Genomic DNA, 25299 nt, shown 5'->3' with positions numbered 1-25299 from the left:
TGTTGTAAATTATATCTCTTATGAGAAAACTTATAGTAATACCTGCAAGACTATCTTCTACACGGCTCAAAGAAAAACCATTGAAGGTGTTGGCTGGAAAGCCTTTGATAAGGTGGGTCGCGGAAGGCTGTTTAAAAACAGGTGAGGAGGTTCTTCTTGCAACAGACAGTGAAAAGATAGCGAGTGTGGTTAAGGATCTCCCTATAAAGGTAGTTTATACACCAGCAGACCTACCCTCTGGAAGTGATAGAGTAGCTTACGCAATAAAAGAAGAAGATGTGGATTATGTTATCAACTATCAAGGGGATGAGCCTTTCGTATATCCAGAGGATGTAAGCAGGCTATTTAAAGCTCTTGAGGATTTTTCTGTTGCCACCTTAGCCTTAAGGGACGAAAAGGCTTATGAAGACCCTTCATCCGTAAAAGTGGTGCTTGCAAAAGATGGAACTGCTCTTTACTTTTCAAGAAGCGCTATACCCTTCTTTGTTGAGTCTCCATCTGGGATATATCCTCTCAAGCATGTAGGCATATACGCCTTTAGAAAGGAGGTTCTTATGGAGTTTACCCGTTGGGATAGGGGAGAACTTGAAAGAAGAGAATCCTTGGAACAATTGAGACTCTTAGAGAATGGAGTGAAGATAAAAGTACTTTTGACCCAAAACTACTATCACGGAGTGGATACAGAAGAAGATGCTAAGCTCGTGTCAGAAAGACTGCTCAAAAGCTTTACTCAGTGATTTTCCAAATTGAAATTTTTTCTAAAAGTGTTATCTTAAATAAACACACGGTAGTAAAAATCCATGGTTAGGCATAGAGAACCTATTATTGCTATAGCAACACCTTATGGAGAGAGTGCCATAGGCATGCTTAGAATGTCAGGTGCTGGTCTTTGGGAAAAGGTGGAAAAACACATACAGTTAAAAGGTAAATTAAAACCACGCTACGCTCACTTTTTCAGGCTAATGGATGGTGATCAACTGCTTGATGAAGGAATACTTATATACTACAAGGCACCACATTCCTACACCGGTGAGGATATGGTAGAGATGTATCTACACGGAAATCCTCTTGTACTCAAAAGAGCTTTGGAAGTATTCCTAAAAGAGGGTATAAGGCTTGCAGAACCGGGAGAGTTTACCAAGAGAGCCTTTCTCAACGGAAAGCTTGACATAACACAGGCAGAAGCGGTTGCAGACCTTATAAGTGCCAAAACAGACCTTGCAAGACAGGTAGCTCTAAGACAACTACAGGGTGAGCTTTCCAAGCACATAAATCCCCTAAGGGAAAGACTTATTGAGCTTTTGGCTTATGTAGAGGCGGATATAGAGTTTGCAGAGCAAGACATTCCTACCATTGAAAAAGAACAACTGCTTGAGCTTCTTACACTTATAATAGAAAGCATAAAGAACTTACTGTCCACAGTCAAAGCTGGAGAGTTCATCAGAAGAGGTATAAACTTAGCCATAGTGGGAAAGCCAAATGTAGGTAAATCTTCTTTGTTTAACGCACTTCTTGGAACAGAAAGAGCAATAGTGACGCACATACCTGGAACAACAAGGGACTTTTTGCAGGAGCAGATGCATTTAGGAGGAATACCCATAAACCTTATAGATACCGCAGGGATAAGACAAACTAAGGACGAAGTAGAGGCAATAGGAATAAAAAGAAGTCTATCCGCTTTGGAATCTGCAGACTTGGTGCTTTTTGTAGTTGATGCTTCAAACCCTCTTGAAGAAGAAGATTGGGAAGTTTATAATTTGATCAAACAAAAAGACCACATAAAAGTGCTAAATAAGATGGATTTAGGATTAGACCCTTCTATGAAAAAGATATTTCCAGACGGTGTTTGCGTAAGCGCAAAGACAGGACAAGGCATGCAAGAGCTTAAAAAACTTATGCTTGAAAAGGCAGGAGTTTTTGGGTATGACGGTATGATGGTATACTTATCTGTGCGCCATGGTGAGCTTCTAAGAAAGTCCTTGGGTGTTTTAGAACCTCTCCTGCAGAGGTTAAAGGTAGAAGACCTTTCTCCTGAGATATTGGCTTTGGAGCTTAGAGAAGCACTGAGTTATCTTGACCAGATAGTAGGAGCCATCACCACCGAGGACATGCTTAGTGAAATATTTTCAAGATTTTGCATAGGGAAATAAAAAAAAAGGAGGATCTGTGATGGAACAAGAGACACCAACTACTCAAGAAAAAAAGATTTACTCTTACGAAGAGCTTAGGAAAATGTCCTTAGGAGAGCTTCAGAAGATAGGAAGAGAGCTTGACTTGTCAAGAGTAACTGGCTTAAGAAAAGAAGAGCTTATAGAGAAGATACTCACTACTCAAGCAAAGGAAGAAGGACTAAACTTTGTAAAGGGGGTACTTGAAATACTTCCTGAAAGCTATGGTTTTATAAGAAGCGCGGAAAATAACTACATGCCAAGCTCTACCGACATTTATGTATCACCTTCCCAAATAAAGAAGTTCGGACTTAGAACAGGCGATACCATTATAGGCTTTGCAAGACCACCCCAAGAGAAAGAAAAGTATCAAGCCCTCATAAAAATAGAATCAGTAAATGGCTTACCACCAGACCCTGAGGTCCTAAAAAACAGACCTCTCTTTGAAAAACTCACACCTTATCATCCTACTGAAAGGTTTAACTTAGAGGTATCACCTACGGAACTTTCTACAAGAGTTGTAAGCCTCTTGACTCCTATAGGAAAAGGTCAGAGAGGACTCATAGTAGCTCCGCCAAAAGCAGGTAAGACTGTCCTGCTTCAGAAGATAGCAAAAGCACTCATCCAAAATCACCCAGAGGTGCATCTTATCATATTGCTAATCGACGAACGCCCAGAAGAAGTTACAGAGATGAGGAGAATAGTAGGTGATGGAGCAGAAGTAGTAGCATCAACTTTTGACGAGCCTCCAGAAAGGCACATGCAGGTAGCAGAGCTTGTAGTAGAAAAGGCAAAAAGGCTTGTAGAATTAAAACACGATGTGGTTATACTCCTTGACTCTATGACCAGGTTTGGAAGAGCAGCCAATGCGGTAACCCCACCCACAGGTAGAGTCCTAACAGGTGGTATAGAGGCAACCGCTCTTCAAAGACCTAAGAAGTTCTTTGGCGCAGCAAGAAATATAGAGGAAGGAGGTTCTCTTACCATAATAGCTACAGCACTTATAGAAACAGGTTCTAAGATGGACGATGTTATATACGAAGAGTTTAAGGGTACAGGTAATATGGAGATACACTTAGACAGAAGGCTCATGGAGAGAAGAATATTCCCTGCAATAAACATAGAAAAGTCAGGTACAAGGAAGGAAGAGCTTCTCCTTGAGGAGTGGGAACTTCAGAGAGTCTGGGTGCTTAGAAAGTTCCTTGCCACCATGGATCCCATAGAAGCTATGGAATTTCTGCTGGACAAGCTCAAAAAGTTCAAGACTAATAAAGATTTTCTGAAAGCTATGCACTCCTGATGAACCTGATCGAATATCAGAAAGGCTTAGAAAACAGAGAGATAAAACCCGTAAACTTAGTGCAGGTAGAGGATGAGTATGTCCTAAAAACCTTTGTTGACAAACTATCAAACCTTTACGAAGTAAAAATTCTTTGGGGTGACGAGCTGGACAGAAAGTCTTTCTTTTCTGTTTTTTCCGAAGGCGAGATGTTTACCAAGAAAAGGAGAGTATATATAGTCAAAAAAGCAGAGGAACTACTAAAATCCATAAAAGATGCCAGTTATTTTATTTCTCTTACAAAACGGCTCAAAAATGCCAGTATATTTTTAGTGGTGTCTGAGAAGCTCACAAAGCAACAGCTTGAAAAAGAACCCCTAAAAACCCTCCTCAGCGTAGGCGATTTCCTTGAGGCAAAAGTTCCCAACAAGAAAAAAATCAAAGAGATAGTCAAAAACAGGTTTGAGAAGGAAGGAAGAGAGATAGAAGACCAAGCCCTTGATTACCTCCTTGAGATCACCTCTTACAACCTTATGGAGCTAAAAAACGAGGTGGATAAACTTCTTCTTTACAAAGAGGGCAGGATAACTATTGAGGATGTAAAAAGGATCTGTGTTTCAAGTGCAGAATACACGGTTTTTGACTTTGTAGATGCCTTTTTTAATAGAGACTTTGAAAAAGCCTTACTGTCCCTTTCTTCACTCCTCAGAGCTGGCACACACCCTCTTCAGATACAGGCGGTTATGATAAGCTATGCACTCAAGCTTTTCTCCTTGGTAAGTTCAGGACAAGACAAAGAAAAAGCTTTAGCAGAACTTGGTTTGACCAGCCCATATCTTAAACACAGTTTTAGAGTATACGCGGAAAAGTTCTCTTTAGAAGAGTTAAGGATTTTAATCGTTAAGCTTCATAACCTTGATGCTTTGGAGAAGGTCTACTTTGCAGATCCGGGGGAGAGCCTAAGGCGTTTTGTGATAGAATACCTTAGATATGCGAGAAGCTAAGATAAGTAGAGAGACCAAAGAGACCAAAATTGAAATATACATAAACCTTGACGGTACAGGGTCTTACTGCATAAAAACACCTGTTGGTTTTATCAGCCACATGTTGGAGACCCTCTCCAAGCATTCGGGCTTTGACATGGAAGTTTACGCGGAAGGTGATGTTCATGTATCACACCACCACACAGTAGAAGACTTAGGTATAGTGATAGGAATGGCTTTTGATAAGGCTCTGGGAGACAAGAAAGGTATAAACAGATTCGGTTATAGCATAGTACCTATGGATGAAGCTTTGGTTATGAGCAGTATAGACATATCAGGCAGGCCACTTTTCTTCTACGAAGACTTGGGACTAAGAGGTAAAATAACTGACTTTGACTTTGAGCTCATATGGGAGTTCTTCAAAGGTTTTGCACTTTTTTCCAAAAGCACCCTTCACATAAGGGTAATAAGCGGTAAAATACTTCATCATGTAGCAGAAGCATGCTTTAAATCCTTAGCAAAAACCCTAAAAGAAGCGGTTAGCATACAAGGTACAGATGTGCCTTCTACTAAAGGAGGTATTTAGTATGCTCAAAGACTTTACACCTGAAGAAATAAAAAGTGTTTTAGGTATAACATTTGCTGTTGCAGTTAGAATGTTAGGTCTTTTCCTGCTTTTGCCTGTGCTTTCACCTTATCTTAAAACTCTTGAAGGTTCATCTCCTCAACTTATAGGTTTGGCTATAGGTATATACGGCCTTGCACAGGCTTTTTTGCAGATACCTTTTGGATACTTATCTGACAAATACGGTAGGAAACCAATAATAATCTTTGGGATGCTAACTTACATACTGGGAAGCCTTATGGGTGGTTTGGCTACTAACATATGGAGCATGATAGTTGCAAGATTTATTCAAGGTTTTGGTGCGGTATCATCCGCTATGATAGCTCTGGCAGCAGACCTTACAAGAGAGGAAGTAAGAACAAGAGCTTTTGCCCACATAGGTGCTTCCATAGGTATGGTTTTTGCTCTTAGCATAACCTTAGCTCCAGTGCTTGCAGGATACATGGGTGTTCCTTTCTTGTTTTTCTTAACCGCTTTTCTGAGCACCCTTGCGGTTTTTTACCTTGCATTTTTCATACCTGAACCTAAGGTCCACGCACAGGAAAGAGAAATAAAACCTTCGCTAAAAAACTTCACACTACTTATAACTGATAAAAACCAAATAATGCTGAACTTCTCCATAGGTGTACTACACGCCTTCTTGGTAGCCATATTCACCGTTATACCTTACGAGCTTGTTTACAACTACCACTTTCCTAAACCCAAACATTGGGAGATATACTTACCTGCTGTTTTCTTATCCTTGATGGTGATGGTTCCTTCTACCATCGCTGCGGAAAAAAAGGGTAAGTTCAAAGAAGTGTTCTTATTAGGTATACTTTCTATATTTTTAGGTTTTTTAGCTTACTACTTTATGAGAAACTTTTTAGGTAGTGTTTTGCTCGTCTTTTTCTTCTTTATAGGTTTTCACTTACTTGAACCTATAGTACCATCTTTGCTTACCAAACTAACTCACAGAGACCTGAGAGGTTTATCCTTGGGATTTTTTAACACTAACCAGTTTTTTGGAGCTTTCTTGGGTGGTCTTTGGGGAGGTTTTGTTCTTAAACATGGTATACACTACTTCCTTCTGTTGGCTTTTGCTATGTGTGCTTTATGGTACCTTTTGGCTTACACATGGTTTAACACTTTACAATCAGAGGGTAAGCTGGGAAAGAGCGGTCTTTAACTTTGTTTTACAGTAATCGCAGAAGTTTTTAGTTTTAGCGTCTATGTCTGTTAAAGAGAAGTGCGGATTCATAACACACTTGTGATCTTTGCAATAATCAAGTCCGAATGTCTTTCCCAGAGTCAGGTTTACCACTTTAAAGACTCTCTCAAAAAAGAGCCTTTCCTCTGTAGCCCAAAGCCTGAAAGTGCTTACCACTGCGTCTCTTTTTACCCCAAACCCGAACACAAACTCAAGGTCTTTTGCATAAAGGTCTGAGCTTAGAATGGCTAACATTCTCACAAGCCCTGGATAGTTTAGAGTAGAAAGGTACTCTACCACCTTTTCTGCCATGTACTGTTTTCTTTGGGAATCATAGGCGTATTTGAAAGAACCAGCAACCCAAGAAACTCTTACATCAAGATCAAAAGTTTCTTTCACATTCTTGGCTACCGCGAAAAGAAGGCGCTTTTCTGTATTTTCAAAACTCACTATGTATATGTACATACTTATCTTCTTATACCCGTAGAAAGCTCCGTTATGGGGAGTATAACACTAAGGACTATAAAAGCAACTAGTACACCTATGATCAACATGGAAATGGGCTCTGCAAACCTTATCCAGAAAGATATTACTCTCATGGCCTGCCTATCGTAAAACTCTTCAATGAGGAATAGCATCCTATCTAACTGTCCACCTTTCTCACCACTGCTTATCAAGTTGATAAAAAGTGTTGGGAAAACACCTGTTTTCCTAAGCACTTCAGAAAGACTCATACCCTTAGAAAGCTCTTCTTCTATACCTTCTAATCTCTTTCTAAGATAGTGGTTAGTTATACTTCCCCTGCTTAGCGTAAGAGCCTTCACTAAAGGTATGCCAGAAAGGAGACTCATGCGCAAACTACCAGCAAATCTTGAAAGGTTAAAAAGGTAAGAGACCTTTCCAAAAATGGGAACCTTCAAAAAGATCATGTCTAACTTTTCCTTACTTACAACACCCCTTGAGAAAAGCAAAACCACCAATAAGGCGGGCAAAAGGTAAAAAAAGTAGCTTACGATTTTGGAAACAAAGAGTAAGATTTTGGTGGCTAAGGGTAGGTCTTTACCAAAGCTTACAAGCACAGAGGCTATTTTTGGCACTACAAACTTTATAACTACAATGACAGAGATAAAACTAAGCATTATAACAAAAGCGGGATAAGTGAGAGAAGATATAACTTTTGATCTTACTTGGGACATGCGCTGTAAAAACTCCCCCGCCATGCGAAATATCTCCTCAAGGTTTTCACCTCTTTCTGCTATCCTCAGCATTTCTACAAGAAAATCAGGAAAGACTTCTGTCTTTTTAAAAGCGTAGTATATGGCTTCACCCCTCTCTATGGACTCTCTGACGGAGTTTAAAGCGCTCATTATGGTTTTATTATCCACCTGTTTACTAAGCACTTCAAGAGCTTTATTCAGGTTAAGCCCGGAAGAAAGCAATAAGGAGAGTTGTAAAAGGGTAAAGGATAGCTCATCCTCAGATGGTTTTCTCTTTATTATTTCCTTGTGCCAGAACTTTTTTTCTTCTTCTATGCTTATAGGTTTTATACCTTGAGCTAAAAGTACTTTGTAAGCGGTTGCTTTGTCCTGAATGTCTACCTTACCTTTCCTTAGATTTCCTTCTCTATCTATGCCTGTGTAAAGCAGGGCCATTTACTCTACCCAATAGTTTGGTGCTTCCTTGGTTATAACCACATCATGAACATGAGATTCCTTATAGCCTGAGTATGTGATCTTTACAAACTTGGCTTTTTCTCTAAGCTCTTTTAGGTTCTTAGCTCCCACATAACCCATACCAGACCGTAATCCACCTACCAGTTGGAAGATCACATCACTAAGCTTACCTTTGTAGGGTACTCTTCCTTCTATTCCCTCTGGAACGAACTTTTCCATGTTTTCTTGACCGTATCTATCGCTTGAAAGCCTACTTGTCATAGCACCCAAAGACCCCATACCCCTGTAAACTTTATAAGCCCTACCCTGATAGTATATGGTCTCACCCGGAGCTTCTTCTGTACCTGCAAGTAAATTACCCAACATCACAGCACTTGCACCAGCGGCAAGAGCCTTGACTATGTCTCCCGAATACCTTATACCTCCATCTGCTATGATGGGAACTTCATAAGGCATTGCAGCTTTGTAAGCCCACATGATGGCTGTAATTTGGGGTACACCTACACCTGCAACTACTCTCGTGGTACATATAGAACCAGGACCTACACCTACCTTGACAGCATCAGCACCAGCCTTTATCAAATCTCTTACACCTTCTGCAGTTGCCACATTACCTGCTATTACATCAACATGTGGATAGTTAGACTTTATAAGCTCTACTGTTTCTATAACCTTCTTTGAATGTCCATGAGCGGTATCTACCACTATGACATCTACATGAACGGACACAAGAGCTTCAACACGCCTTTTTACATCAGATCCTACCCCTACAGCAGCACCTACTCTTAGTCTGCCTATTTCGTCCTTACACGCGTTGGGATACTTCTTGCGTTTGACGATATCCTTTATGGTTATAAGACCGCGAAGCCTTCCTTCCTTATCCACTATGGGGAGCTTTTCTACCTTATGCTTCTGTAGTATTTCCTCTGCTTCTTCAAGTGTGACTCTCTCCTGAGCGGTTATGAGCCTTTCCTTGGTCATAAAAAGGGATACTGGCTTGTCGTAATCGGTACTCTTCAAGAACCGCAAATCCCTATTTGTAAGTATACCTACGAGCATACCATCACCATCAACCACCGGTACGCCTGAGATCTTGTACTTTTCCATAATATGCATGGCATGTCTTACCGTATCTTCAGGACGCACAGTTATAGGTTGGAGTATCATACCGCTTTCGGACTTTTTCACTTTCTCAACCTCTTGGGCCTGCCTTTCTACACTCATATTCCTATGGATTATACCTATACCACCTTCTCTGGCTAAAGCTATGGCAAGCCTTGATTCGGTAACTGTATCCATAGCGGCGGAAACTATGGGTATGTTCAGCTTTATTCTCTTAGTTAGATAAGTGGAGACATCTACTTCGCTGGGCAAAACTTCTGAATACTGAGGAACCAAAAGAACATCGTCAAAGGTATAGGTTTCGATAAACTGCTCACCTTCCATATATTAATTATAGCTTTTTTTTTGGTATAATTTATAGCGGTATAGAGCCGGTAGCTCAGTCTGGTAGAGCAACGGACTTTTAATCCGTGGGTCGCGGGTTCGAATCCCGCCCGGCTCACTTGTATTAAATTATTCCTATGGAGTACATTACGCCTTATAATCTTGATGAGCTTAGAGTTTTGACTTCCAAATGGGGTATGCCTGGCTATAGGGCGCTGCAGATAATGGGATGGATCTACAAAAAGTTCCAGACGGATTTTGAGCTTATGACCGATATATCAAAAGAAGAAAGAAAATTTTTAAAAGAGAAATTCTTGGTACATGCTCTTGAGTTCCAAAAAGAGATACCTGCGGAAGATTCTACCAAATACCTTTTTAAAACCAAAGACGGACATACTGTAGAGACAGTACTTATAAGAGAAAGAGATCACCTTACTCTGTGCGTATCTTCCCAAATAGGCTGTGCTGTAGGATGTAAGTTTTGTGCTACCGCAATAGATGGACTTGTGAGAAATCTTAAAACGGAGGAAATAATAGACCAATTCTTGCAGGTTCAAAGGAGGGTCATGCCACAAAGAATAAGAAATGTGGTGTTCATGGGAATGGGAGAGCCTCTTGCTAATTATGAAAATGTCAGAAAAGCTGTTGAGATCATGGTAAGCCCGTGGGGTATAGACCTTTCAAAAAGAAGAGTCAGCATATCCACAAGCGGTCTCATCGCTCAGATAAAGAGAATGTCAAAGGATCCCATTCTGAGAGATATAAACCTTGCTGTTTCTATAAACGCTCCTTACGAAAAACTCAGAGAAACCCTTATGCCCATATCAAAAACCAACGGTCTTTTGGAACTCATCCAGACACTAAAGGATTATCCTTATCCAAAAGGTAGAAGGATCATGTTGGAATACGTGCTCATAAAAGGAATAAATGATACAAAGGAATGTGCTGTTGCTCTTGGAAGGCTCATCGGAAGGCACAAAAATAAGTTTAAGGTAAACCTTATACCTTACAATCCAGACCCAGACCTTCCCTACGAAAGACCCCAGTTGGCACAAGTTTACGAATTTCAGAAAATACTTTGGAGCATGGGTATATCTACTTTCGTTCGACTCAGCAAAGGTATAAGTGTGTTTGGGGCTTGTGGACAGCTCAGAAAAAGAGAAATGGTATAATCCTACTATGTACAAATCCATCTTTTACGGCTCTATCATCACTGTATGCATAATAATTGCAACCGCTCTTTACATACTTAAAAAAACCTTTCCAAAAGACATCATAAGCGTATTCTTCCTTTTAGAAAAGAGATATCTTTTGTTTGCCATGCTGAGTATGTTCTTCTACCATACTTTTGATAACATAAGACTTTTTGTGCTTTCAAGAGCCATGGGTCTTAGGTATTCTTTTTTGTACGGTTATGTAATATCCTTGATAAATACCTTTGGTGCCACTGTCACACCAGCACATGTAGGTGGTGAGTTCATATCCATATACACTCTAATGAGGAAAGGTGGGAGGCTCCACAAAGTTATGAGTGTTGTAACTATGAAGACAATAACCGGTATGTCCTTTTTCATCTTAGCTTTACCTATTACTCTTTACGAAATGTTTAAGAACCCTTCTCAGGCAAAGGATCTTTTTGAACTTATTGCGGTAGTTCTTCTCTTGACAGCCGTAATTTATATATTTTTGAGAGTTTTTTTCAAGAAGAATTCTAACAACGGAAAGTTTATAAGTAAGGTTAAGAACATATTCAAAAGGTATGTAGTAGCTATGAAGATATTCTTAAGGGACAAAAAGATATACATACTTGGAGCAGTAGTTAGCAGTATTTTGCTATATATATGCTTTCTCTTGGTAGGTGTGTTTCTTGTGAAGGCTTTTAATACATCAGCTGACCCACTGAGCGTGTTTTTACATCAGCTTTTATTGGTTTACGCTCTTTTTATAAGTCCTACTCCGGGTGGTAGTGGTGTAGGAGAGCTGGGAGCTCTTTCTGTATTTGCCCCGTTTCTGGAGCCATTGTTGGTTGGAGTGTTTGCTCTCCTTTGGAGGTTTTTAAGTCAGTATCTGAGTGCCATTTTTGGAGGTATTTTGCTATCTATACTTTTGCTCATTGATGCCAAGAAGTTTAAACATGAGGCTTAACTTTTTGGACCTTTTGAACCCTTATAGTTTTGCAGTGATGTTGAGAAACTCCCTTTATGACAGAAAAGTATTCAAGGTGTGCAAGCTTAGTATTCCTGTTATTAGTGTAGGTAATCTGTGCGTAGGCGGTACAGGAAAGAGCAGTCTTGTCAGATACATTGCAGAGCACTTTTCGGAAAAGTTCCATGTGTGCATTCTTTCTAGAGGTTATAAGAGAAAAAGTAAAGGTACCCTGCTCGTATCTCACAGAGGAGACATAAAAGCAAGGTGGGAAGAAGCAGGAGACGAAGCTTTTATGCTCGCTAAGATCCTCAGGAACGTAAGTGTAGTAGTTGATGAGAACAGATGCAGAGGGTCTTCTTATGCCATCAATAAGCTGGGTGCAGAGCTTATCATACTTGACGATGGTTTTCAGCACAGAAAGATGCATAGGGATTTAGACCTCCTTCTTATAAGAGAAAAGGATCTAAAAGACCATCTTTTACCTTGGGGTAGGCTAAGAGAGCCTCTTTCTTCTATTGTTAGGGCAGATGCTATAATCCTGTCTTACCAAGACATAAAAGAGTGGGACATAGAAGTTCCAAAACCTGTGTTTAAACTTTACAGAAGGGAATGGAAGGTTAGGGATATTTGGGGAAATCCGCTAAAAAAAGTAGAAGATTTTGAGTTTATAGCTTTTGCTGGGATTGGAGATAACGAGCAGTTCTTTAACACATTAGAGAAGATGAGGATAAAAATACTCAAAAAGATTTCCTTTAGAGATCATTACCATTATAAAAATTTTGAGATCTCATCAAAACATCTTTACATAACTACCCTTAAGGATGTGGTAAAGCTTCCACCTTATGAAAACATTTATTATCTTGATTACTCCGTGGATGTTCCGGGTTTGTTAGATTTTGTTGAGCATGCTATAATTAAATTTAATAGGGCTGGTAGCTCAGCTGGCAGAGCAACGGACTCTTAATCCGTGGGTCGCGGGTTCGAATCCCGCCCAGCCCACAGTTGCCAGGTACCATCTTTGAATACATAAGCCTTACCTATCTGTGTCTCTTTTATGTTCAACCTTCTTATCTTGGCATAGTCCTGTGGCGCACTCAAGAACTTCTTTAAGTGCTCTTCCTCATCAAAAAAAAGGTAAGTGCTTCCCACTTGAAGGGCAAAGGCTCTCTGCGGTTTTACAAAAGCACTACAGACGGGACACCTTACACCTTCTGGCAGAATTATGTCGGCACTTGCTTTTCTTAAAGCGTGTAGTGTTATCAATACCATACTGACAAAAGATGCGAGCGTTATTAAAAAAGACACTTTTAAGGCGTGATCACCTTTGAGGAACAAAGACACTACAAAAGACAAAAGGCTCAAAACGGTTAACAGAAGCACTGCGTATATATACCTTGTAGGAACACCTTTCACCGCAAAAAGGAAGATCACTCCAATGTTTACAAATTCCAACAACCTTGAAAGTATAAAAAGCACACCATCAAGTATTGGTACTTCCACGGATCATAATTTAAGCCATCTTTTTGAGTATGTAATCTACTTTTTTTATGGGGTTTTGGTCTTGGACTATGTCTCTCCCTACTACTATTATGTCCGCTCCTTTTTCCAAGGCTTCTTCTAAACTAACAGACCTCTTTTGGTCTGCTTTCCCTCTGTCTAAGCTAACACCAGGCACAACTGCCAAAAACTCTTTTTTTATACTGCTTTTTAAAAAGCTTACTTCTTTTCCTGAACACACAACACCGTCGAGTCCTTCTTCTACGCTCAACTTGGCAAGTCTGTAAACAAACTCCGCAACAGGAATGTCAATTCCTAAATCTGTGAGAAAGTTTTCATCTAGACTTGTCAGGAGGGTCACCGAGAGAAGTTTCATATTTCCCTTAACTTGGTTTGCCATTCTTAGGGCATCTCTTCCACACAGAGCGTGAATAGTAAGATAGTCTGCAGATAAGTCTAAGGAGGATACTACAGCGTTTTTAACTGTATTGGGTATATCATGAAGCTTAAGGTCCAAAAAAAGCTCAAAATTCATCTCTTTTACTGTGGAAGTTATGGCTTTGTGATGGCTTATGAAGAGCTTATAACCCACCTTAAAGATAACAGGGTAGCCTATCAGGGCTTTAAGGATTTCCTTTGCCTTAGCGTAATCCGTATCCAAAGCTATACACAGCTTAGCCATAGACTACCTTTTTGAAGTTTTCAAGAACTTTGAGTCCCAACTTCTGACTTTTCTCTGGATGAAACTGAACTCCAAATACATTTCCATACTCTACAGCAGAAACGAAGTTTATTCCATAGTCAGTCAGTGTAGCTATTACCTCGCCTTTCTTAGGTACTACATGGTAAGAATGTACGAAATAAAAGTAATCTCCATCCTTTATGTTTTCGAAAAGACGGCTGTCTTTTTTCTTCCACACTTGGTTCCAACCTATGTGGGGTACTTTGACAGTAGTAGGCAACAAGACCACATCACCTTCTAAGAGGCCAAAGCCTTCCTCTGTCCCAAATTCATAACTTCTCTCAAAAAGCAGTTGCAAACCAAGGCAGATACCTAAGTAAGGTTTACCTTTTTCTATATGTCTGATCACGGCGGAAAAAAGTCCAGCTTTCTTTAGGTTTTGAACCGCATCTTTGAAAGCTCCAACCCCGGGTAATACTACCGCTTCAGCCTTTGACACTATATGAGGGTCCGAAGTAATCAGAGGTTTAATTCCTACTTTTTCTAATGCTTTGCTAACACTTCTGAGATTACCCATACCGTAGTCTATGAGAGCAGTTATCAAGGTTTAGACTCCCAGAAGTGCTGATATTTCGCTGAGTTTTCCTGTTGTCAGAAGGACACCGAGAATTACAAGTAAAACGCCTCCAATGAGCTCTACTATTCCAAAGAACCTACTGAACTTTTTCACAAAACGCAGAAAGGCAGAAAAAAGAGCCCCTGCCAGTATAAAAGGTAAACCAAGGCCCATGGAAAATACAAAGAGAAGCATGGCACCTTTAGCTACCGTCTCTTGCTGAGATGCATACAGAAGTATAGAACCAAGTACGGGACCTATGCACGGACTCCAGCCAAAGGCGAAAAACACACCTACAAGAAAGGCACCAATTAGGGGAAGCCTACTTTTGGTATCTTTCCTCGTCTGCCTGTATAAAAGTTCGTGGAGTCCAAAGAGGTATAGAAACATACACACAAGCAGAATACCTATAAGATCAAAAAATAACTTCTGAGAGATAAAACCCAAAAAGTAAAGACCAGTTATCAAAGACCCTAATCCTAAAGCTTCTTTTAAGAAGTTTTCTCTTAGAAAAACTCCAGCAAAGTGAAGACCAAAGAATACTACCACCGCACCACCCAACTTTGCTATGAGCGCTTGGTAGTCTCTCAGCACCTGACCTATAGCGCTTGCTCCTGCTCCAAGCAAGGTAAAAACCAAGGAAAATCCTAACACAAAGAGTACGGATGCAAAGAGTATGTGCCAGTTAAAGCCTTCCTTTTGTTCTTTTACTTCCTGTGCACCCATACCGGATATGTAAGAGAGGTATCCAGGTATTATAGGAAGCACGCAAGGCGAAAGGAAGGCAAGAACACCTGCTGTAAAGGCCAGAAAGAAAGATACCTCAAACATGGTTAGCACCTCTTATCAGGACCGAGTAGTTTTTCTACATCTTCCTTGACTTCTCTATAGACTCCAAGTTTTATCTTGTAGAGCTTTCCATCCTTGTCTATCAAATAAGAAGTGGGAAGACCTATGAGCTTCACATTATCATTTCCTTCAAGGATCAAAAAGGAGGGTTTTAGCTTCTTTAAATAATCGTCCCTTGCGGTGCTGTTAGTATCCATGCTTACCGCTAAGATAACAAATCCGTACTTTTTGCAATCCTCATAAACCTTTTGAAAGATAGGCATCTCTTCCCTACAGGGTGGACACCAGCTTGCCCAGAAGTTTAGAAGCACTACCTTTCCCCTAAAGTCCGAAAGACGGTATACCTTCCCATCCAGACCGGTGAAGGTAAAGTCCGGAAGACTTTGAGGTACAGAAGGTTTGACACTGTAGGTTTCCTCATCTTCTTTTTTGTGCATAAAAGCAAAGAACATTAAACCACCAAGAAGCAAAAGAGCCAAAAGATAAGATATCCTTCTCATATCTTTTAATTATAATTCAAACTTCGTAGATGATATCCAGAAGCTCCTTTGCAAGCTGAGGGTCAAGACTTTTGAGTTTTTTATATACATTGCGTGCTTCATCTATCCTTTTAAGCCTTACATAAGCCACACCCAACTTAAAATTGAGTTGTGGGTCATCAGGCTTTTGTTCTAATTCCTTTTTTAGGTCTTCTATGTACTTCTCAACAAGTCCTTCTCCCATTTTGCTGAAAGGTCCTCTGTAGTCCTTCATAATATAATAGAATAATATGTTCTTCACAGCTCTTATCACAGACCTTTACGAGCTTACTATGGCTCAGAGTTATTTGGAAAACGATAAGGTTGGTAACGCGGTTTTTAGCCTTTTTGTGAGAGACCTCCCTCCCAACAGAAACTTTTTGGTTTCTTGCGGACTTGAAACATTACTTGAGTACATCCAAAGGTTTAAATTTGGCGACAAAGAACTTAAATACCTAGAAAGTCTTAACATATTCAAGGATAGTTTCCTTGATTACCTAAGAGAGTATGAATTCACCGGAAATATTTACGCGGTGCCAGAGGGAAGGATAGTTTTTCAAAACGAACCCCTTGTGCAGGTGGAAGGTCCTCTGCCAGATGTCCAGATACTTGAGACTTTAGTTATAAATGTCATACACTTCCAAACATTGATAGCTTCCAAAGCAGTAAGAAGTTATCTGGTTTCAAAGGGTAGAACTCTTATTGATTTTGGACTCAGAAGAGCTCACATGCCAGAAGCTGGACTTTACGCAGCAAGAGCGAGCTACATAGCAGGTTTTGAAGGGACTTCTAATCTTCTTGCAGGTATGAAGTTTGGCATACCTGTTTTTGGTACTATGGCTCATTCTTTCGTGATGGTGTTTGAAGAAGAGCTATCCGCCTTTAGAGCTTTTGCAAGGTCTTTTCCAGAAAGAACCATACTGCTTATAGACACATACGACACTCTTGAGGGTGCAAAAAAAGCACTCAAGCTCATGAAGGAAGGTGTAAAAGTGGTGGGAGTCAGATTAGATAGTGGAGATATACAGGAGCTTTCAAAAAAAGTCAGAGAAGTATTTGACAAAGAAGGCTTTAAAGATGTAAAGATAGTGGTAAGTGGAGGTGTTGACGAGTGGGACATACAAAGATGGCTCACTGCAGGATGTCCCATAGATGCCTTTGGCGTAGGCACTAAGTTCATAACTTCTTACGATGCACCCTACCTTGACATAGCCTACAAGCTCGTTGAGTACGAAGGAAAGCCTAAATACAAACTGAGTCCCGGAAAAGCCACCTTCCCTTACAAGAGGCAGATTATAAGACACTATGCAGGTGGAAAGATGGAGTATGATCGCGTAGTAAAATACACAGAAGGAGGGCTTGTGGAACTAATAGTAGAAAAAGGTACACTAAAAAAGAACCTTCCTACCTTACGCCAGATAAGAGAAACCCTGATGGAAGAACTCAAGAGTTTACCTGAGCATCTTACATCCCTTGAGAAGTCCCACTACCCTGTGATAGTGGAAAACAACTCTTAGGTGCGAGTATGACCTGTTTCAAAGAAGGGTCTAATTTTTTTACCCTGTAAGGTATGCCCATATCCATTCTTCCTATGTGTCCCCTGCCTGCAAGTACTACCACCTTTGTGTTGGGATTTTCTTTTATGATCCTGACTATAGCGTAAGCCATAACATTGTCCCACAGGTTTTGAACTTCAAGGAAAGACTTTTCGTCCACCTTAGGATGGGACTCTAACACTTTGAGAAGATCCTCCTTTTCTTCTTCTTTCTGCTGTATAAGGGGTTTGGGTATGATGGGATTTTCCACTTTTTGGACACCGTAGAGTCTTACCTCTTCAAGAAGCTCCGAGGGTACATTCAGGGCATAAAGCCTTATACCCTTCTCTCTGGCAAACCTCCATATGGAAGAGTAAAGGGAGGGTTCATATCCCCATCTTTTTCTATACTGACTTTTTTCAAGCATCTCTTCCTCAGATATCTTTCCATCTACATAATCATCTAAATATTTCTGAAAGCTCTGTTGAAACATTTCCATTCCTATGACAAGTTTGTATCCTTTGGTATACATGTGTTTAATAACCTTCAGTTGAAAGTGATGATCGCTTTCAGAAGTATGCTCTTCAGGTATGTAAATAATATCTGCTTCTTCTATAAGCTTTTCAAAATCTCTGTTATCCGCTATGAAAAAAACTGTTAATAGAAGCGCTAAAACCTTTAAGAACATGCTAAAATAGAATTATAAATTCAGTAAAGGAGGAGTATGATGGCAAGAAAAGGTAGAAAGAAAGGAGGACCTAGATACAAAAGAATAGTGCTTTCACTTCCTAAAAGGCTTTATTATGTACTTAACGGTATAGCTATGGGTGATGAGAGGAAGCTAAATAGGTTAATAAAGGGTATACTTGAAGACAAACTTATGGAGTCTACAGTTGCTGAGCTTGAGCTATACTTAGGAAGAATGGAGGAAGAGGAGGAGAAAGAAGAGGAACAAACTCAGTCGTGATAAGCGATAGAATAAAGAAACTATCTCCTTATAAAACGGAAACTGCACAAGCAAAGATCAGGTTATCTTCTAACGAGCTACCCCTACATCTACCTGAAGATGTGCGCATCAGAATAGCCCAAGAGGTATCAAAAATTCCCATAAACAAGTATCCAGATCCAAACGCCAGCGAGCTCAAAGAAGTCTTATCCGAGCACCTAAAGGTGAAAGAAGAAAACATAGTTTTGGGAAACGGCTCTGATGAACTCATTTACTACCTTAGTGTAGCAGTAGGTGAGCCAAACAGGGGAGTGTTTTATCCTGTTCCTACTTTTCCCATGTACGAGATATCCGCAAAAGTTTTTGGAAGAGAGAGGGTAGAAGTACCCTTAGATGAAAACATGGACATAGATCTGCCCTTATCTCTTAATGCTATCAAGACACACTCCCCTGTACTTGCTTTTATATCCTATCCTAATAACCCAACGGGTATGTGCTTTACCCAAAGCAAGATAGAGAGTATAAGACAAGAGGGACTTTTCACGGTGATTGATGAGGCTTACTTTCACTTCTCAAAGAAAACCTTTTTAGAAGACGCTATAAAGAGAGAGGATACTGTGGTCCTAAGAACACTTTCCAAAATAGGTATGGCTGGGTTAAGAGTGGGCATTCTTATAGCAAAAGAAGAGATTGCTTACGAAATAAACAAGATGAGACTGCCTTTTAACATTACCTATCCTTCCCAAGTGATAGCTCGCCTTATGCTCACTGAGTTCTACCCACTTATAGAAGAGAGCATAAACACGGTTATCAAAGAAAGAGATAGGCTTTTCGGAGAGCTCTCTCAGATGGAAGGCATAGAGGTTTTTCCATCAGATGCCAACTTCATACTCTTTAGGTCTAACTTCCCTGCAGAGAGGCTTTATAAGGAGCTTTTAGTTAGGGGCGTTCTTGTCAGAAATGTCTCTTATCTTCCCAGATTAGAAAGGTGTTTAAGGGTAAGCGTTGGGCTTCCACAAGAAAACGATGCTTTTCTTGAAGCATTAGAAGATTCTTTGAAAAGTTTTACCTAACACCTTCTTCTCTTTTGGCTATCTGTATCTGTCTTATAACTTCTTGTTTTGATGTGCCTCCGTATGTTTTTCTTCTATCTACAACCACACGAGGGTCAAGAAGCTCAAAGACATCTTCTTCAAAAAGTTCTGAAAACTCCTTAAACTCCCTCAGGCTCAGATCACCGAGGTTTTTCCCCTGAGATATTGCATAAGCTATTAGATTCCCCACAATACGGTGAGCTTCCCTAAAGGGTATTCCCTTCATCACAAGGTAGTTGGCAATATCTGTGGCGGTCATGGGATCTCCAAAGGGAGGTGTTGTTCTATCCGCTTTTACGCTTAAGCCTTCAAGGATAAGGTTCATAGCTTCTATACACTTTTTTGTAGTGTCAATACTATCAAATAGGGGCTCTTTATCCTCCTGCAGGTCTCTGTTATAGGCGGTAGGGAGTCCCTTTAGAGTGGTCAGAAGAGACATGAGGTTTCCGTAAAGTCTTCCCGTCTTGCCTCTTATGAGCTCCAACACATCTGGGTTTTTTTTCTGAGGCATTATGGAACTACCAGTGCAGAGCCTATCAGGAAGTTCCACAAAGCTAAACTCTTGCGTAGACCACAAGATAAGGTCTTCCGAAAGTCTGGAGAGGTGCATGCCTATTACTGCACACGCATAGAGAGTATCCAGTAAGTAATCTCTGTCTGATGTGGCATACATGGAGTTTCTCACCAATGACCTAAAGCCAAGCTCCTGAGCGGTAAAGAACCTATCAAAGGGAAAGTCAACTCCCGCAACGGCACCAGAACCCAAAGGTGATGCATCAGCAAGCCTGTAAGCGTTTATTAGTCTTAGTTCATCGCTTAAAAACATCTCTCTGTACGCCAAAAAGTAGTGAGAAAGCCTTATAGGTTGAGCTCTCTGCAGATGTGTATAGGCAGGTACTATTATATCTATGGAGTTTTCCGCAAGCCTTACAAGTTCTTTTCTGAGGTTTTTAAGCAGGATCACACATTCCTTTATTTCCCTCTTTATATAAAGTCTTTCGTCTGTAGCTATCTGGTCATTCCTTGACCTACCCGTGTGGAGTTTTCCGCCAATTTCACCTGCTCTCTTTATAAGCTCTGCTTCTATATTCATATGCACATCCTCTAACTCTTTTCTGAAGGGAAAGCTCCCCTCTTGCACCTCTTTTAATATGTCCAGAAGGTGCTTTTCAAGAAGATGTGCTTCCTGCTTTGTAAGTATACCTGCTTTTAAAAGAGTCTTTATATGAGCAAGATTTTGCCGTATGTCTTCTTCCGCAAGTCTTCTGTCAAAACTTACTGATTGGGTAAATTCCTCTACAAATTCTTCGGTTTTTTCTCTGAACCTTCCTTCCCAAGGTTTGTGCATTCATACAATTTTATCAGTTCTTTTATCTTTTTTTCTAAGGTACAAACTCCGTGAGAGTTGCAAAAAATGCACCTGTCTTTTGCATACCTTTTGGCGAGTTTGACCATGTTGTGTCCACTAAGGGAAGTGAAGATTATTACAAAGTCTGCGCACGCCAGAGCACTGTCTATGTTCTGTTGTGTTTCCTGATTTATGAACTTCACAGTCAGGTTGTACTTTTTTGCTAACTTTGTCGCTCTTGACCTTAGCCTATCATGACCTCCAAGAACTACGAGTTTCATCCTTACCTCCTTTTATTGATATTTGATTTCAATTTTAATATTTTAAACCTTAGGAGTCAATATGACAAAAGTCAGCACATAAAATCAAAAAAGCTTTAGGATTATAAAACCATGAAAGGCATTCTGCTTGAGAGACGTAAAATAAAGGTTTATGGAAAGCAAGGTAAGATTTTACCTAAAGGTATTCAAGAAGAACATACTGCCTTTTTGCACAACCTTTTGAGCAACGACATAAAGGGTATGAAGGAGAGTAGCCTTTCTTACAACCTGTGGCTAAGACAGAACGGGACGCCTATAGAGGACTTTTTCGTTTACAAGTTAAGCGACCACTACATACTGGACACAGAAGGAGATGTAAAAAACATATTAGAAGAGTTTAATAAGCTCAAGCTTTCCATGAGGGTTTACTTTGAAGACTTAACAGAAAGACTTAGCCACGCTTTTATCTTTGGTGAAGGTGCAGGAAAGTTTGTAGAAGAATTTTTTGGGATGTCTTTTGAGGATGGACAGGTCAGAGAGTTAAATGGACTGATAGTAGCCAAAAACAACATGCGCTTGAGAGAAGAAGGATATGACATACTCGGGAGTAGAGAAAAGTTAGAAGAAATACTCAACCGCGTAGGTAGGATAACCCCACAAGAGTTTGAAGATATAAGAATAGAAAAGCTAATCCCTCGCATAAGGAAGGAGCTAAGGGAGGGCTTTTCTCCTTTAGAAGCAGGACTGCTTTCTTATGCTATAAGCCTTACAAAAGGCTGTTATGTGGGACAGGAAGCTATAGCGAGGGTGTATTACAGAGGTAGAACCCCAAGAACTCTGGCAAAGTTTGAGGTAAAGAATGTTAAGGAAGGTGACAAAATTAGAGAAGATAACAAGGATATAGGCTTGATCACTTCTGTCAATTCTAAGGGAGATAAAGCACTGGGATACATTCTAAGGGCAAAGGCGCAAATAGGTAAAACCCTCCCCTGCGGTGCAGGAGAGGTTAAGCTTTTAGAAGTAGTTTCTTAGCCGTAGCTGATCTCTTCCTCTACAGGTTCTATTCTCAGAAGGGCATCGTCGGGCGTTACATTATCACCGGGTTTTACGAAGATCTTCTTTACAACACCACTTATGGGAGCGTGTATCTCGTTTTCCATCTTCATAGCTTCCACTATGGCTACTGTTTGCCCTTCTTTTACGCTTTCGCCTTCCTGTACGAGAACTCTAACTACCCTTCCCGGCATGGGAGCGGTGGCATCTCCGGGTTGTGTAGCTTTTGGTATGCCTTTCTCTTCTGCCTGAACTGCTACCGCAGATGGACCACCCGAAGGTACCGCCTCTACTATGGGTGTTAACTGAACCTCTTCCAGTCTTCCATCCACCTTTATGTAGTACTTTCTGGGTTTTCCTGGTTCCTGATGAGCGCTTACACCTTCTATCTTTACCTTAAACTTCTCACCGTGATAGATTATTTCAAATTCAACGGGTGCAGCACCAGGCACTGTGCCGGGTTTGACTTCTGTAGCTTCTGCAAGCTCCTCAACAGGTTCTGGATGAAGCTCTCCTTTTTCTCTTGCTATGAAAAAGTCTTTTGCCTGCATGGGGAACAGCGCATACAGTAGCACCTCTTCATCTGTGGGTTCTCTTCCAAGAATCGCCTTTGTCTCTTCGTATGCTTTATCCCAGTCGTTAGGGTCTGCAAGGTCCGCTGCTCTTATGGAGAAATCTGGTTCTTTTCCAGGTCCAAGGATCTTCTCTACAAGCTCCTTGGATATGGGACCTGGTGGCTTTCCGTATTTGCCTTCCACATAGTCTCTTACTTCTTTTGTTATAACTTTGTAGCGCTCACCGGATATGACATTCAAAACAGCCTGAACGCCTACTATCTGTGAGGAAGGTGTCAGAAGTGGTGGGTATCCTAAGTCCCTTTCTACATTAGGTACTTCCGCAAGGGCTTGTTCTATCTTGTCCAAAGCGTTTGCTTCTATGAGTTGGGCTACCATGTTGGATATCATGCCACCGGGTATCTTGTGTATGAGCACTTTTGCGTTGACTCCTGCGTACTCGGTTTCGTACTTTTTGTACTTCTTCCTTATCTGCTTGACTATTTCCGCAAGTTCATCTAACTTTCTCATGTCCAGACCTGTGTCAAAGGGCGTGCCTTCAAGCATGGCAACCACAGATTCTGTAGCTGGATGAGAGGAACCAAAGGCGAGGGGAGAAAGCACCGTATCCAACATATCAACCCCTGCAAGCACAGCCATCATGTGATTGACTATGGCTGTCCCGCTCATGTCGTGGTTATGAAGTAGTACAGGCAATTTTCCACCGGTAGCCTCCTTTATACCTTTTATGATGGCATAGGTCTCAAAGGGCATAATAATACCTGTAGCATCTTTGAAGGAAAGCCAATCCGCACCCATTTCTGCTATTTCAAGGGCATACTCTATCCACTTTTGGTATGTGTGGATAGGGCTTCTTGTGTAGCTTATTTCCGCGTGAGCTTCACCACCAAACTCTTTTATGGCTTTTACAGCGGTCTTTATGTTTCTGTTGTCATTTAGGGCATCAAACACTCTAAAAACGGTTATGCCGTTCTTTATGGCTCTTTCTACAAACTTATAAACGAGCTTGTCAGATTTGGGCCTGTATCCTACTATGTTCTGTCCTCTGAATAGCATCTGGAGTTTTGTGTTGGGCATAACCTCCTTTATACGCCTTAACCTTTCCCAAGGGTCTTCTTTGAGGTATCTAAGAGACACATCGTAAGTGGCACCTCCCCAAACCTCAACCGCATAAAACCCCACTTTATCCATAGCCTCGCAAAGAGGCAGTAAGTCTTCCGTTCTAACCCTTGTAGCTAACTTACACTGTTGGCCATCTCTTGGTGTGAGGTCAGTTATGAGTATTTTTTTTCTAAACCCTCCCTTCTCAAACTCTTTCATCTTTTCTCTTATCTCTTCCATAATCTCTACTACATGCATACCTTATACCTCCAGACCAAGTTTTTTATATCAAAGTCCGTGATAACTTGCTATGGCAGCGGATATAAAGGCTACAAAATCTTCTTTATCTCTGTGCTCTGCGTAATCAAAAACTTCGGGGTGCTCCTCCAAGTATTTGGTAGTAAACTTTCCGCTTCTAAAGTCCTTTTCTTTCATGATGTTTATCAAAAGGGGTATGGTGGTTTTTACACCGGATATTTCGTAAGTCTCTAACGCTGCCCTCATCCTATCCACCGCAACCTCCCAAAGGGGAGCCCACACTATAAGTTTGGCTATTAAAGAATCATAATAGGGTGTGATCTCGTAGCCCTTTGAAGCTGCATGCTCCACCCTTATACCAAAGCCTCCCGGCACATAGTACCTTTCTATGGTACCTATGCTGGGTGCAAAGTTCTTCTTGGGATCTTCTGCGTTTATTCTGCACTCTATGGAAAAACCGTTGAACTTTATGTCTTCTTGAGAGTACCTGAGTTTTTCTCCTGCTGCTATCCTTATTTGCCACTTTACTATGTCTATGCCCGTTATCATTTCCGTCACAGGATGTTCTACCTGTATTCTTGTGTTCATCTCAATAAAGTAAAGGTTTCCTTTCTCGTCCGCTATGAACTCCATAGTTCCTGCACTGTAATAACCTATCTCCTTTGCCGCTTTTACCACCAAGCTTCCGTAATACTCCCTCTGCTCAGGAGTCAAAAGTAAGGAAGGAGCTATCTCCACAAGCTTTTGGTTTCTTCTCTGTATGGAACAGTCCCTCTCTCCTAAGTGTATGACATTACCGTACTTGTCCCCAAGAACTTGAAACTCTATGTGCTTTGGGTTTTCTACATACTTCTCAAGGAGAAGATCACCTCTTCCGAAGGCTTTGACCGCTTCGTTGTACGCGTTTTCATAATTTCTAACAAGCTCCTCCTCGTTCCTGCATATCCTTATACCTCTTCCTCCACCACCTGCGGAAGCCTTAAGAAGCACTGGGTATCCTATCTCTCTTGCTATAGCTTTTGCCTCTTCTACATCTTTTAATATTCCATCACTGCCAGGTACTGTTGGGACACCCGCTTTTTTCATAACCTCCTTTGATCTTGCTTTATCTCCCATAAGTTCTATAACCTTCCAGTGGGGACCTATGAACACTATGCCCTTTTCTTCACATAGACGCGCAAAATGTTCGTTTTCCGCAAGGAAACCATAACCGGGATGTATGGCATCAGCCCCTACTTCAAGAGCGAGATCCACTATCCTTTCAGCATTAAGATATGTGTCTAAGGGGTTTACGCCTATCATGTAGGCTTCATCAGCCATCTTTACATGTCTTGCGGTAGCTTCTATCTCGTTGTATATGGCTACTGTCTGTATGCCAAGTTCTTTGCAAGCCCTTATTATCCTACAGGCTATTTCTCCTCTGTTGGCTATAAGGACTTTTTTAAACATGGTCTGC

Annotated in this window: 26 protein-coding genes and 2 tRNA genes; 15 read left to right on the top strand and 13 right to left on the bottom strand. The window is 40.8% G+C overall.

What is annotated here, in order from left to right; genetic code table 11:
- Positions 1 to 20 precede the first annotated feature (20 nt).
- The 6 genes from kdsB to CP948_RS06485 all read left to right on the top strand — a co-directional run bounded on the left by kdsB (position 21) and on the right by CP948_RS06485 (position 6223).
- Complete coding sequence (gene kdsB / locus CP948_RS06510; RefSeq protein ID WP_096602577.1) at positions 21 to 737, top strand: 3-deoxy-manno-octulosonate cytidylyltransferase; 717 nt, start codon at positions 21 to 23, stop codon at positions 735 to 737.
- Between the two features lie 63 nt (positions 738 to 800).
- Positions 801 to 2150, top strand: coding sequence for a tRNA uridine-5-carboxymethylaminomethyl(34) synthesis GTPase MnmE (mnmE, locus tag CP948_RS06505; protein WP_096602575.1), 1350 nt, complete (start codon positions 801 to 803; stop codon positions 2148 to 2150).
- A gap of 19 nt (positions 2151 to 2169) precedes the next feature.
- Positions 2170 to 3468, top strand: a complete 1299-nt coding sequence (gene rho / locus CP948_RS06500; protein ID WP_096602573.1) for a transcription termination factor Rho — start codon at positions 2170 to 2172, stop codon at positions 3466 to 3468.
- Positions 3468 to 4451 carry a DNA polymerase III subunit delta gene (gene holA, locus CP948_RS06495; RefSeq protein WP_096602571.1) on the top strand — a complete coding sequence of 328 codons (984 nt, stop codon included), beginning with the start codon at positions 3468 to 3470 and terminating at the stop codon, positions 4449 to 4451. The genes rho and holA overlap by 1 nt, the downstream gene beginning before the upstream one ends.
- A complete protein-coding gene (gene hisB, locus CP948_RS06490; protein ID WP_096602569.1) occupies positions 4438 to 5016 on the top strand; it encodes an imidazoleglycerol-phosphate dehydratase HisB in 579 nt (192 codons plus the stop codon). Before holA ends, hisB begins: the two co-directional genes overlap by 14 nt.
- A gap of 1 nt (position 5017) precedes the next feature.
- Positions 5018 to 6223, top strand: coding sequence for an MFS transporter (locus CP948_RS06485; RefSeq protein WP_096602567.1), 1206 nt, complete (start codon positions 5018 to 5020; stop codon positions 6221 to 6223).
- On the opposite strand, the gene CP948_RS06480 is transcribed toward CP948_RS06485, so the two are convergent.
- The 3 genes from CP948_RS06480 to guaB are packed head-to-tail and all read right to left on the bottom strand — an operon-like array spanning position 6191 to position 9363.
- The gene (locus CP948_RS06480) at positions 6191 to 6709 is read right to left on the bottom strand and encodes a Zn-dependent protease (protein ID WP_096602565.1); all 519 of its coding nucleotides are present in this window, start codon (positions 6707 to 6709) and stop codon (positions 6191 to 6193) included. The two genes, CP948_RS06485 and CP948_RS06480, sit on opposite strands and share 33 nt — an antisense overlap.
- 2 nt (positions 6710 to 6711) lie before the next feature.
- Positions 6712 to 7896, bottom strand: a complete 1185-nt coding sequence (locus CP948_RS06475; RefSeq protein WP_096602563.1) for a type II secretion system F family protein — start codon at positions 7894 to 7896, stop codon at positions 6712 to 6714.
- Positions 7897 to 9363 (bottom strand): IMP dehydrogenase, encoded by a 1467-nt coding sequence (guaB, locus tag CP948_RS06470; protein WP_096602561.1) that lies wholly within the window; start codon positions 9361 to 9363, stop codon positions 7897 to 7899.
- A 44-nt stretch (positions 9364 to 9407) separates the two neighbouring features.
- Between guaB and CP948_RS06465 the strand changes: the two genes are divergently transcribed.
- The 5 genes from CP948_RS06465 to CP948_RS06445 all read left to right on the top strand — a co-directional run bounded on the left by CP948_RS06465 (position 9408) and on the right by CP948_RS06445 (position 12510).
- Positions 9408 to 9481 (top strand) — tRNA-Lys (locus CP948_RS06465).
- A 19-nt stretch (positions 9482 to 9500) separates the two neighbouring features.
- Complete coding sequence (gene rlmN, locus CP948_RS06460; RefSeq protein ID WP_096602559.1) at positions 9501 to 10535, top strand: dual-specificity RNA methyltransferase RlmN; 1035 nt, start codon at positions 9501 to 9503, stop codon at positions 10533 to 10535.
- A 7-nt stretch (positions 10536 to 10542) separates the two neighbouring features.
- Positions 10543 to 11508, top strand: coding sequence for a flippase-like domain-containing protein (locus tag CP948_RS06455; RefSeq protein WP_096602557.1), 966 nt, complete (start codon positions 10543 to 10545; stop codon positions 11506 to 11508).
- Positions 11480 to 12475, top strand: coding sequence for a tetraacyldisaccharide 4'-kinase (gene lpxK, locus CP948_RS06450; protein ID WP_338033537.1), 996 nt, complete (start codon positions 11480 to 11482; stop codon positions 12473 to 12475). Before CP948_RS06455 ends, lpxK begins: the two co-directional genes overlap by 29 nt.
- A tRNA-Lys gene (locus tag CP948_RS06445) sits at positions 12438 to 12510 on the top strand. Before lpxK ends, CP948_RS06445 begins: the two co-directional genes overlap by 38 nt.
- A gap of 511 nt (positions 12511 to 13021) precedes the next feature.
- Here CP948_RS06445 and pyrF read toward each other — a convergent pair.
- From pyrF to CP948_RS06415, 5 genes are read right to left on the bottom strand one after another with little or no spacing between them, the layout of a single operon-like run.
- A complete protein-coding gene (gene pyrF / locus CP948_RS06435; protein WP_096602555.1) occupies positions 13022 to 13690 on the bottom strand; it encodes an orotidine-5'-phosphate decarboxylase in 669 nt (222 codons plus the stop codon).
- Positions 13683 to 14291, bottom strand: a complete 609-nt coding sequence (gene hisH / locus CP948_RS06430; protein WP_096602627.1) for an imidazole glycerol phosphate synthase subunit HisH — start codon at positions 14289 to 14291, stop codon at positions 13683 to 13685. The genes pyrF and hisH overlap by 8 nt, the downstream gene beginning before the upstream one ends.
- Before the next feature lie 6 nt (positions 14292 to 14297).
- Positions 14298 to 15137 carry a cytochrome c biogenesis CcdA family protein gene (locus tag CP948_RS06425; protein WP_096602553.1) on the bottom strand — a complete coding sequence of 280 codons (840 nt, stop codon included), beginning with the start codon at positions 15135 to 15137 and terminating at the stop codon, positions 14298 to 14300.
- A 2-nt stretch (positions 15138 to 15139) separates the two neighbouring features.
- Positions 15140 to 15655 carry a TlpA disulfide reductase family protein gene (locus tag CP948_RS06420; protein ID WP_096602551.1) on the bottom strand — a complete coding sequence of 172 codons (516 nt, stop codon included), beginning with the start codon at positions 15653 to 15655 and terminating at the stop codon, positions 15140 to 15142.
- A 16-nt stretch (positions 15656 to 15671) separates the two neighbouring features.
- Entirely contained in the window at positions 15672 to 15908 is a 237-nt protein-coding gene (locus CP948_RS06415; protein WP_096602549.1) for a tetratricopeptide repeat protein, read from the bottom strand.
- A gap of 16 nt (positions 15909 to 15924) precedes the next feature.
- Here CP948_RS06415 and CP948_RS06410 point away from each other — a divergent pair, with 16 nt between their 5' ends.
- Positions 15925 to 17190 carry a nicotinate phosphoribosyltransferase gene (locus tag CP948_RS06410; protein ID WP_096602547.1) on the top strand — a complete coding sequence of 422 codons (1266 nt, stop codon included), beginning with the start codon at positions 15925 to 15927 and terminating at the stop codon, positions 17188 to 17190.
- Here CP948_RS06410 and CP948_RS06405 read toward each other — a convergent pair.
- Positions 17138 to 17896: a ChaN family lipoprotein gene (locus tag CP948_RS06405; protein ID WP_096602545.1), complete on the bottom strand. Its 759-nt coding sequence runs from the start codon at positions 17894 to 17896 to the stop codon at positions 17138 to 17140. The genes CP948_RS06410 and CP948_RS06405 overlap by 53 nt on opposite strands.
- Before the next feature lie 39 nt (positions 17897 to 17935).
- On the opposite strand from CP948_RS06405, the gene CP948_RS06400 reads away from it, so the two are divergent.
- Both CP948_RS06400 and hisC read left to right on the top strand, forming a co-directional pair.
- The gene (locus tag CP948_RS06400; RefSeq protein WP_096602543.1) at positions 17936 to 18175 is read left to right on the top strand and encodes a hypothetical protein; all 240 of its coding nucleotides are present in this window, start codon (positions 17936 to 17938) and stop codon (positions 18173 to 18175) included.
- Positions 18172 to 19227: a histidinol-phosphate transaminase gene (hisC, locus tag CP948_RS06395; protein WP_096602541.1), complete on the top strand. Its 1056-nt coding sequence runs from the start codon at positions 18172 to 18174 to the stop codon at positions 19225 to 19227. The genes CP948_RS06400 and hisC overlap by 4 nt, the downstream gene beginning before the upstream one ends.
- On the opposite strand, the gene argH is transcribed toward hisC, so the two are convergent.
- Together argH and CP948_RS06385 are read right to left on the bottom strand one after the other, a co-directional pair.
- On the bottom strand, positions 19220 to 20596 hold the full coding sequence (argH, locus tag CP948_RS06390) for an argininosuccinate lyase (protein ID WP_096602539.1): 1377 nt from the start codon (positions 20594 to 20596) through the stop codon (positions 19220 to 19222). The genes hisC and argH overlap by 8 nt on opposite strands.
- Positions 20545 to 20877: a DUF2325 domain-containing protein gene (locus tag CP948_RS06385; protein WP_096602537.1), complete on the bottom strand. Its 333-nt coding sequence runs from the start codon at positions 20875 to 20877 to the stop codon at positions 20545 to 20547. Before CP948_RS06385 ends, argH begins: the two co-directional genes overlap by 52 nt.
- A gap of 111 nt (positions 20878 to 20988) precedes the next feature.
- On the opposite strand from CP948_RS06385, the gene ygfZ reads away from it, so the two are divergent.
- Positions 20989 to 21888, top strand: coding sequence for a CAF17-like 4Fe-4S cluster assembly/insertion protein YgfZ (gene ygfZ / locus CP948_RS06380; RefSeq protein ID WP_096602535.1), 900 nt, complete (start codon positions 20989 to 20991; stop codon positions 21886 to 21888).
- Here ygfZ and cfiA read toward each other — a convergent pair.
- Entirely contained in the window at positions 21885 to 23843 is a 1959-nt protein-coding gene (cfiA, locus tag CP948_RS06375) for a 2-oxoglutarate carboxylase large subunit (protein WP_096602532.1), read from the bottom strand. The two genes, ygfZ and cfiA, sit on opposite strands and share 4 nt — an antisense overlap.
- Positions 23844 to 23873: 30 nt before the next feature.
- On the bottom strand, positions 23874 to 25292 hold the full coding sequence (gene accC, locus CP948_RS06370) for an acetyl-CoA carboxylase biotin carboxylase subunit (protein WP_096602530.1): 1419 nt from the start codon (positions 25290 to 25292) through the stop codon (positions 23874 to 23876).
- Positions 25293 to 25299 lie beyond the last annotated feature (7 nt).

The sequence above is a fragment of the Hydrogenobacter hydrogenophilus genome (genome assembly GCF_900215655.1).
In the GTDB taxonomy this organism is placed as follows: Bacteria; Aquificota; Aquificia; order Aquificales; family Aquificaceae; genus Hydrogenobacter; species Hydrogenobacter hydrogenophilus.
Note: the sequence above shows the minus strand (reverse complement) of the source record. Positions and strands in the feature narration are given on the sequence as shown.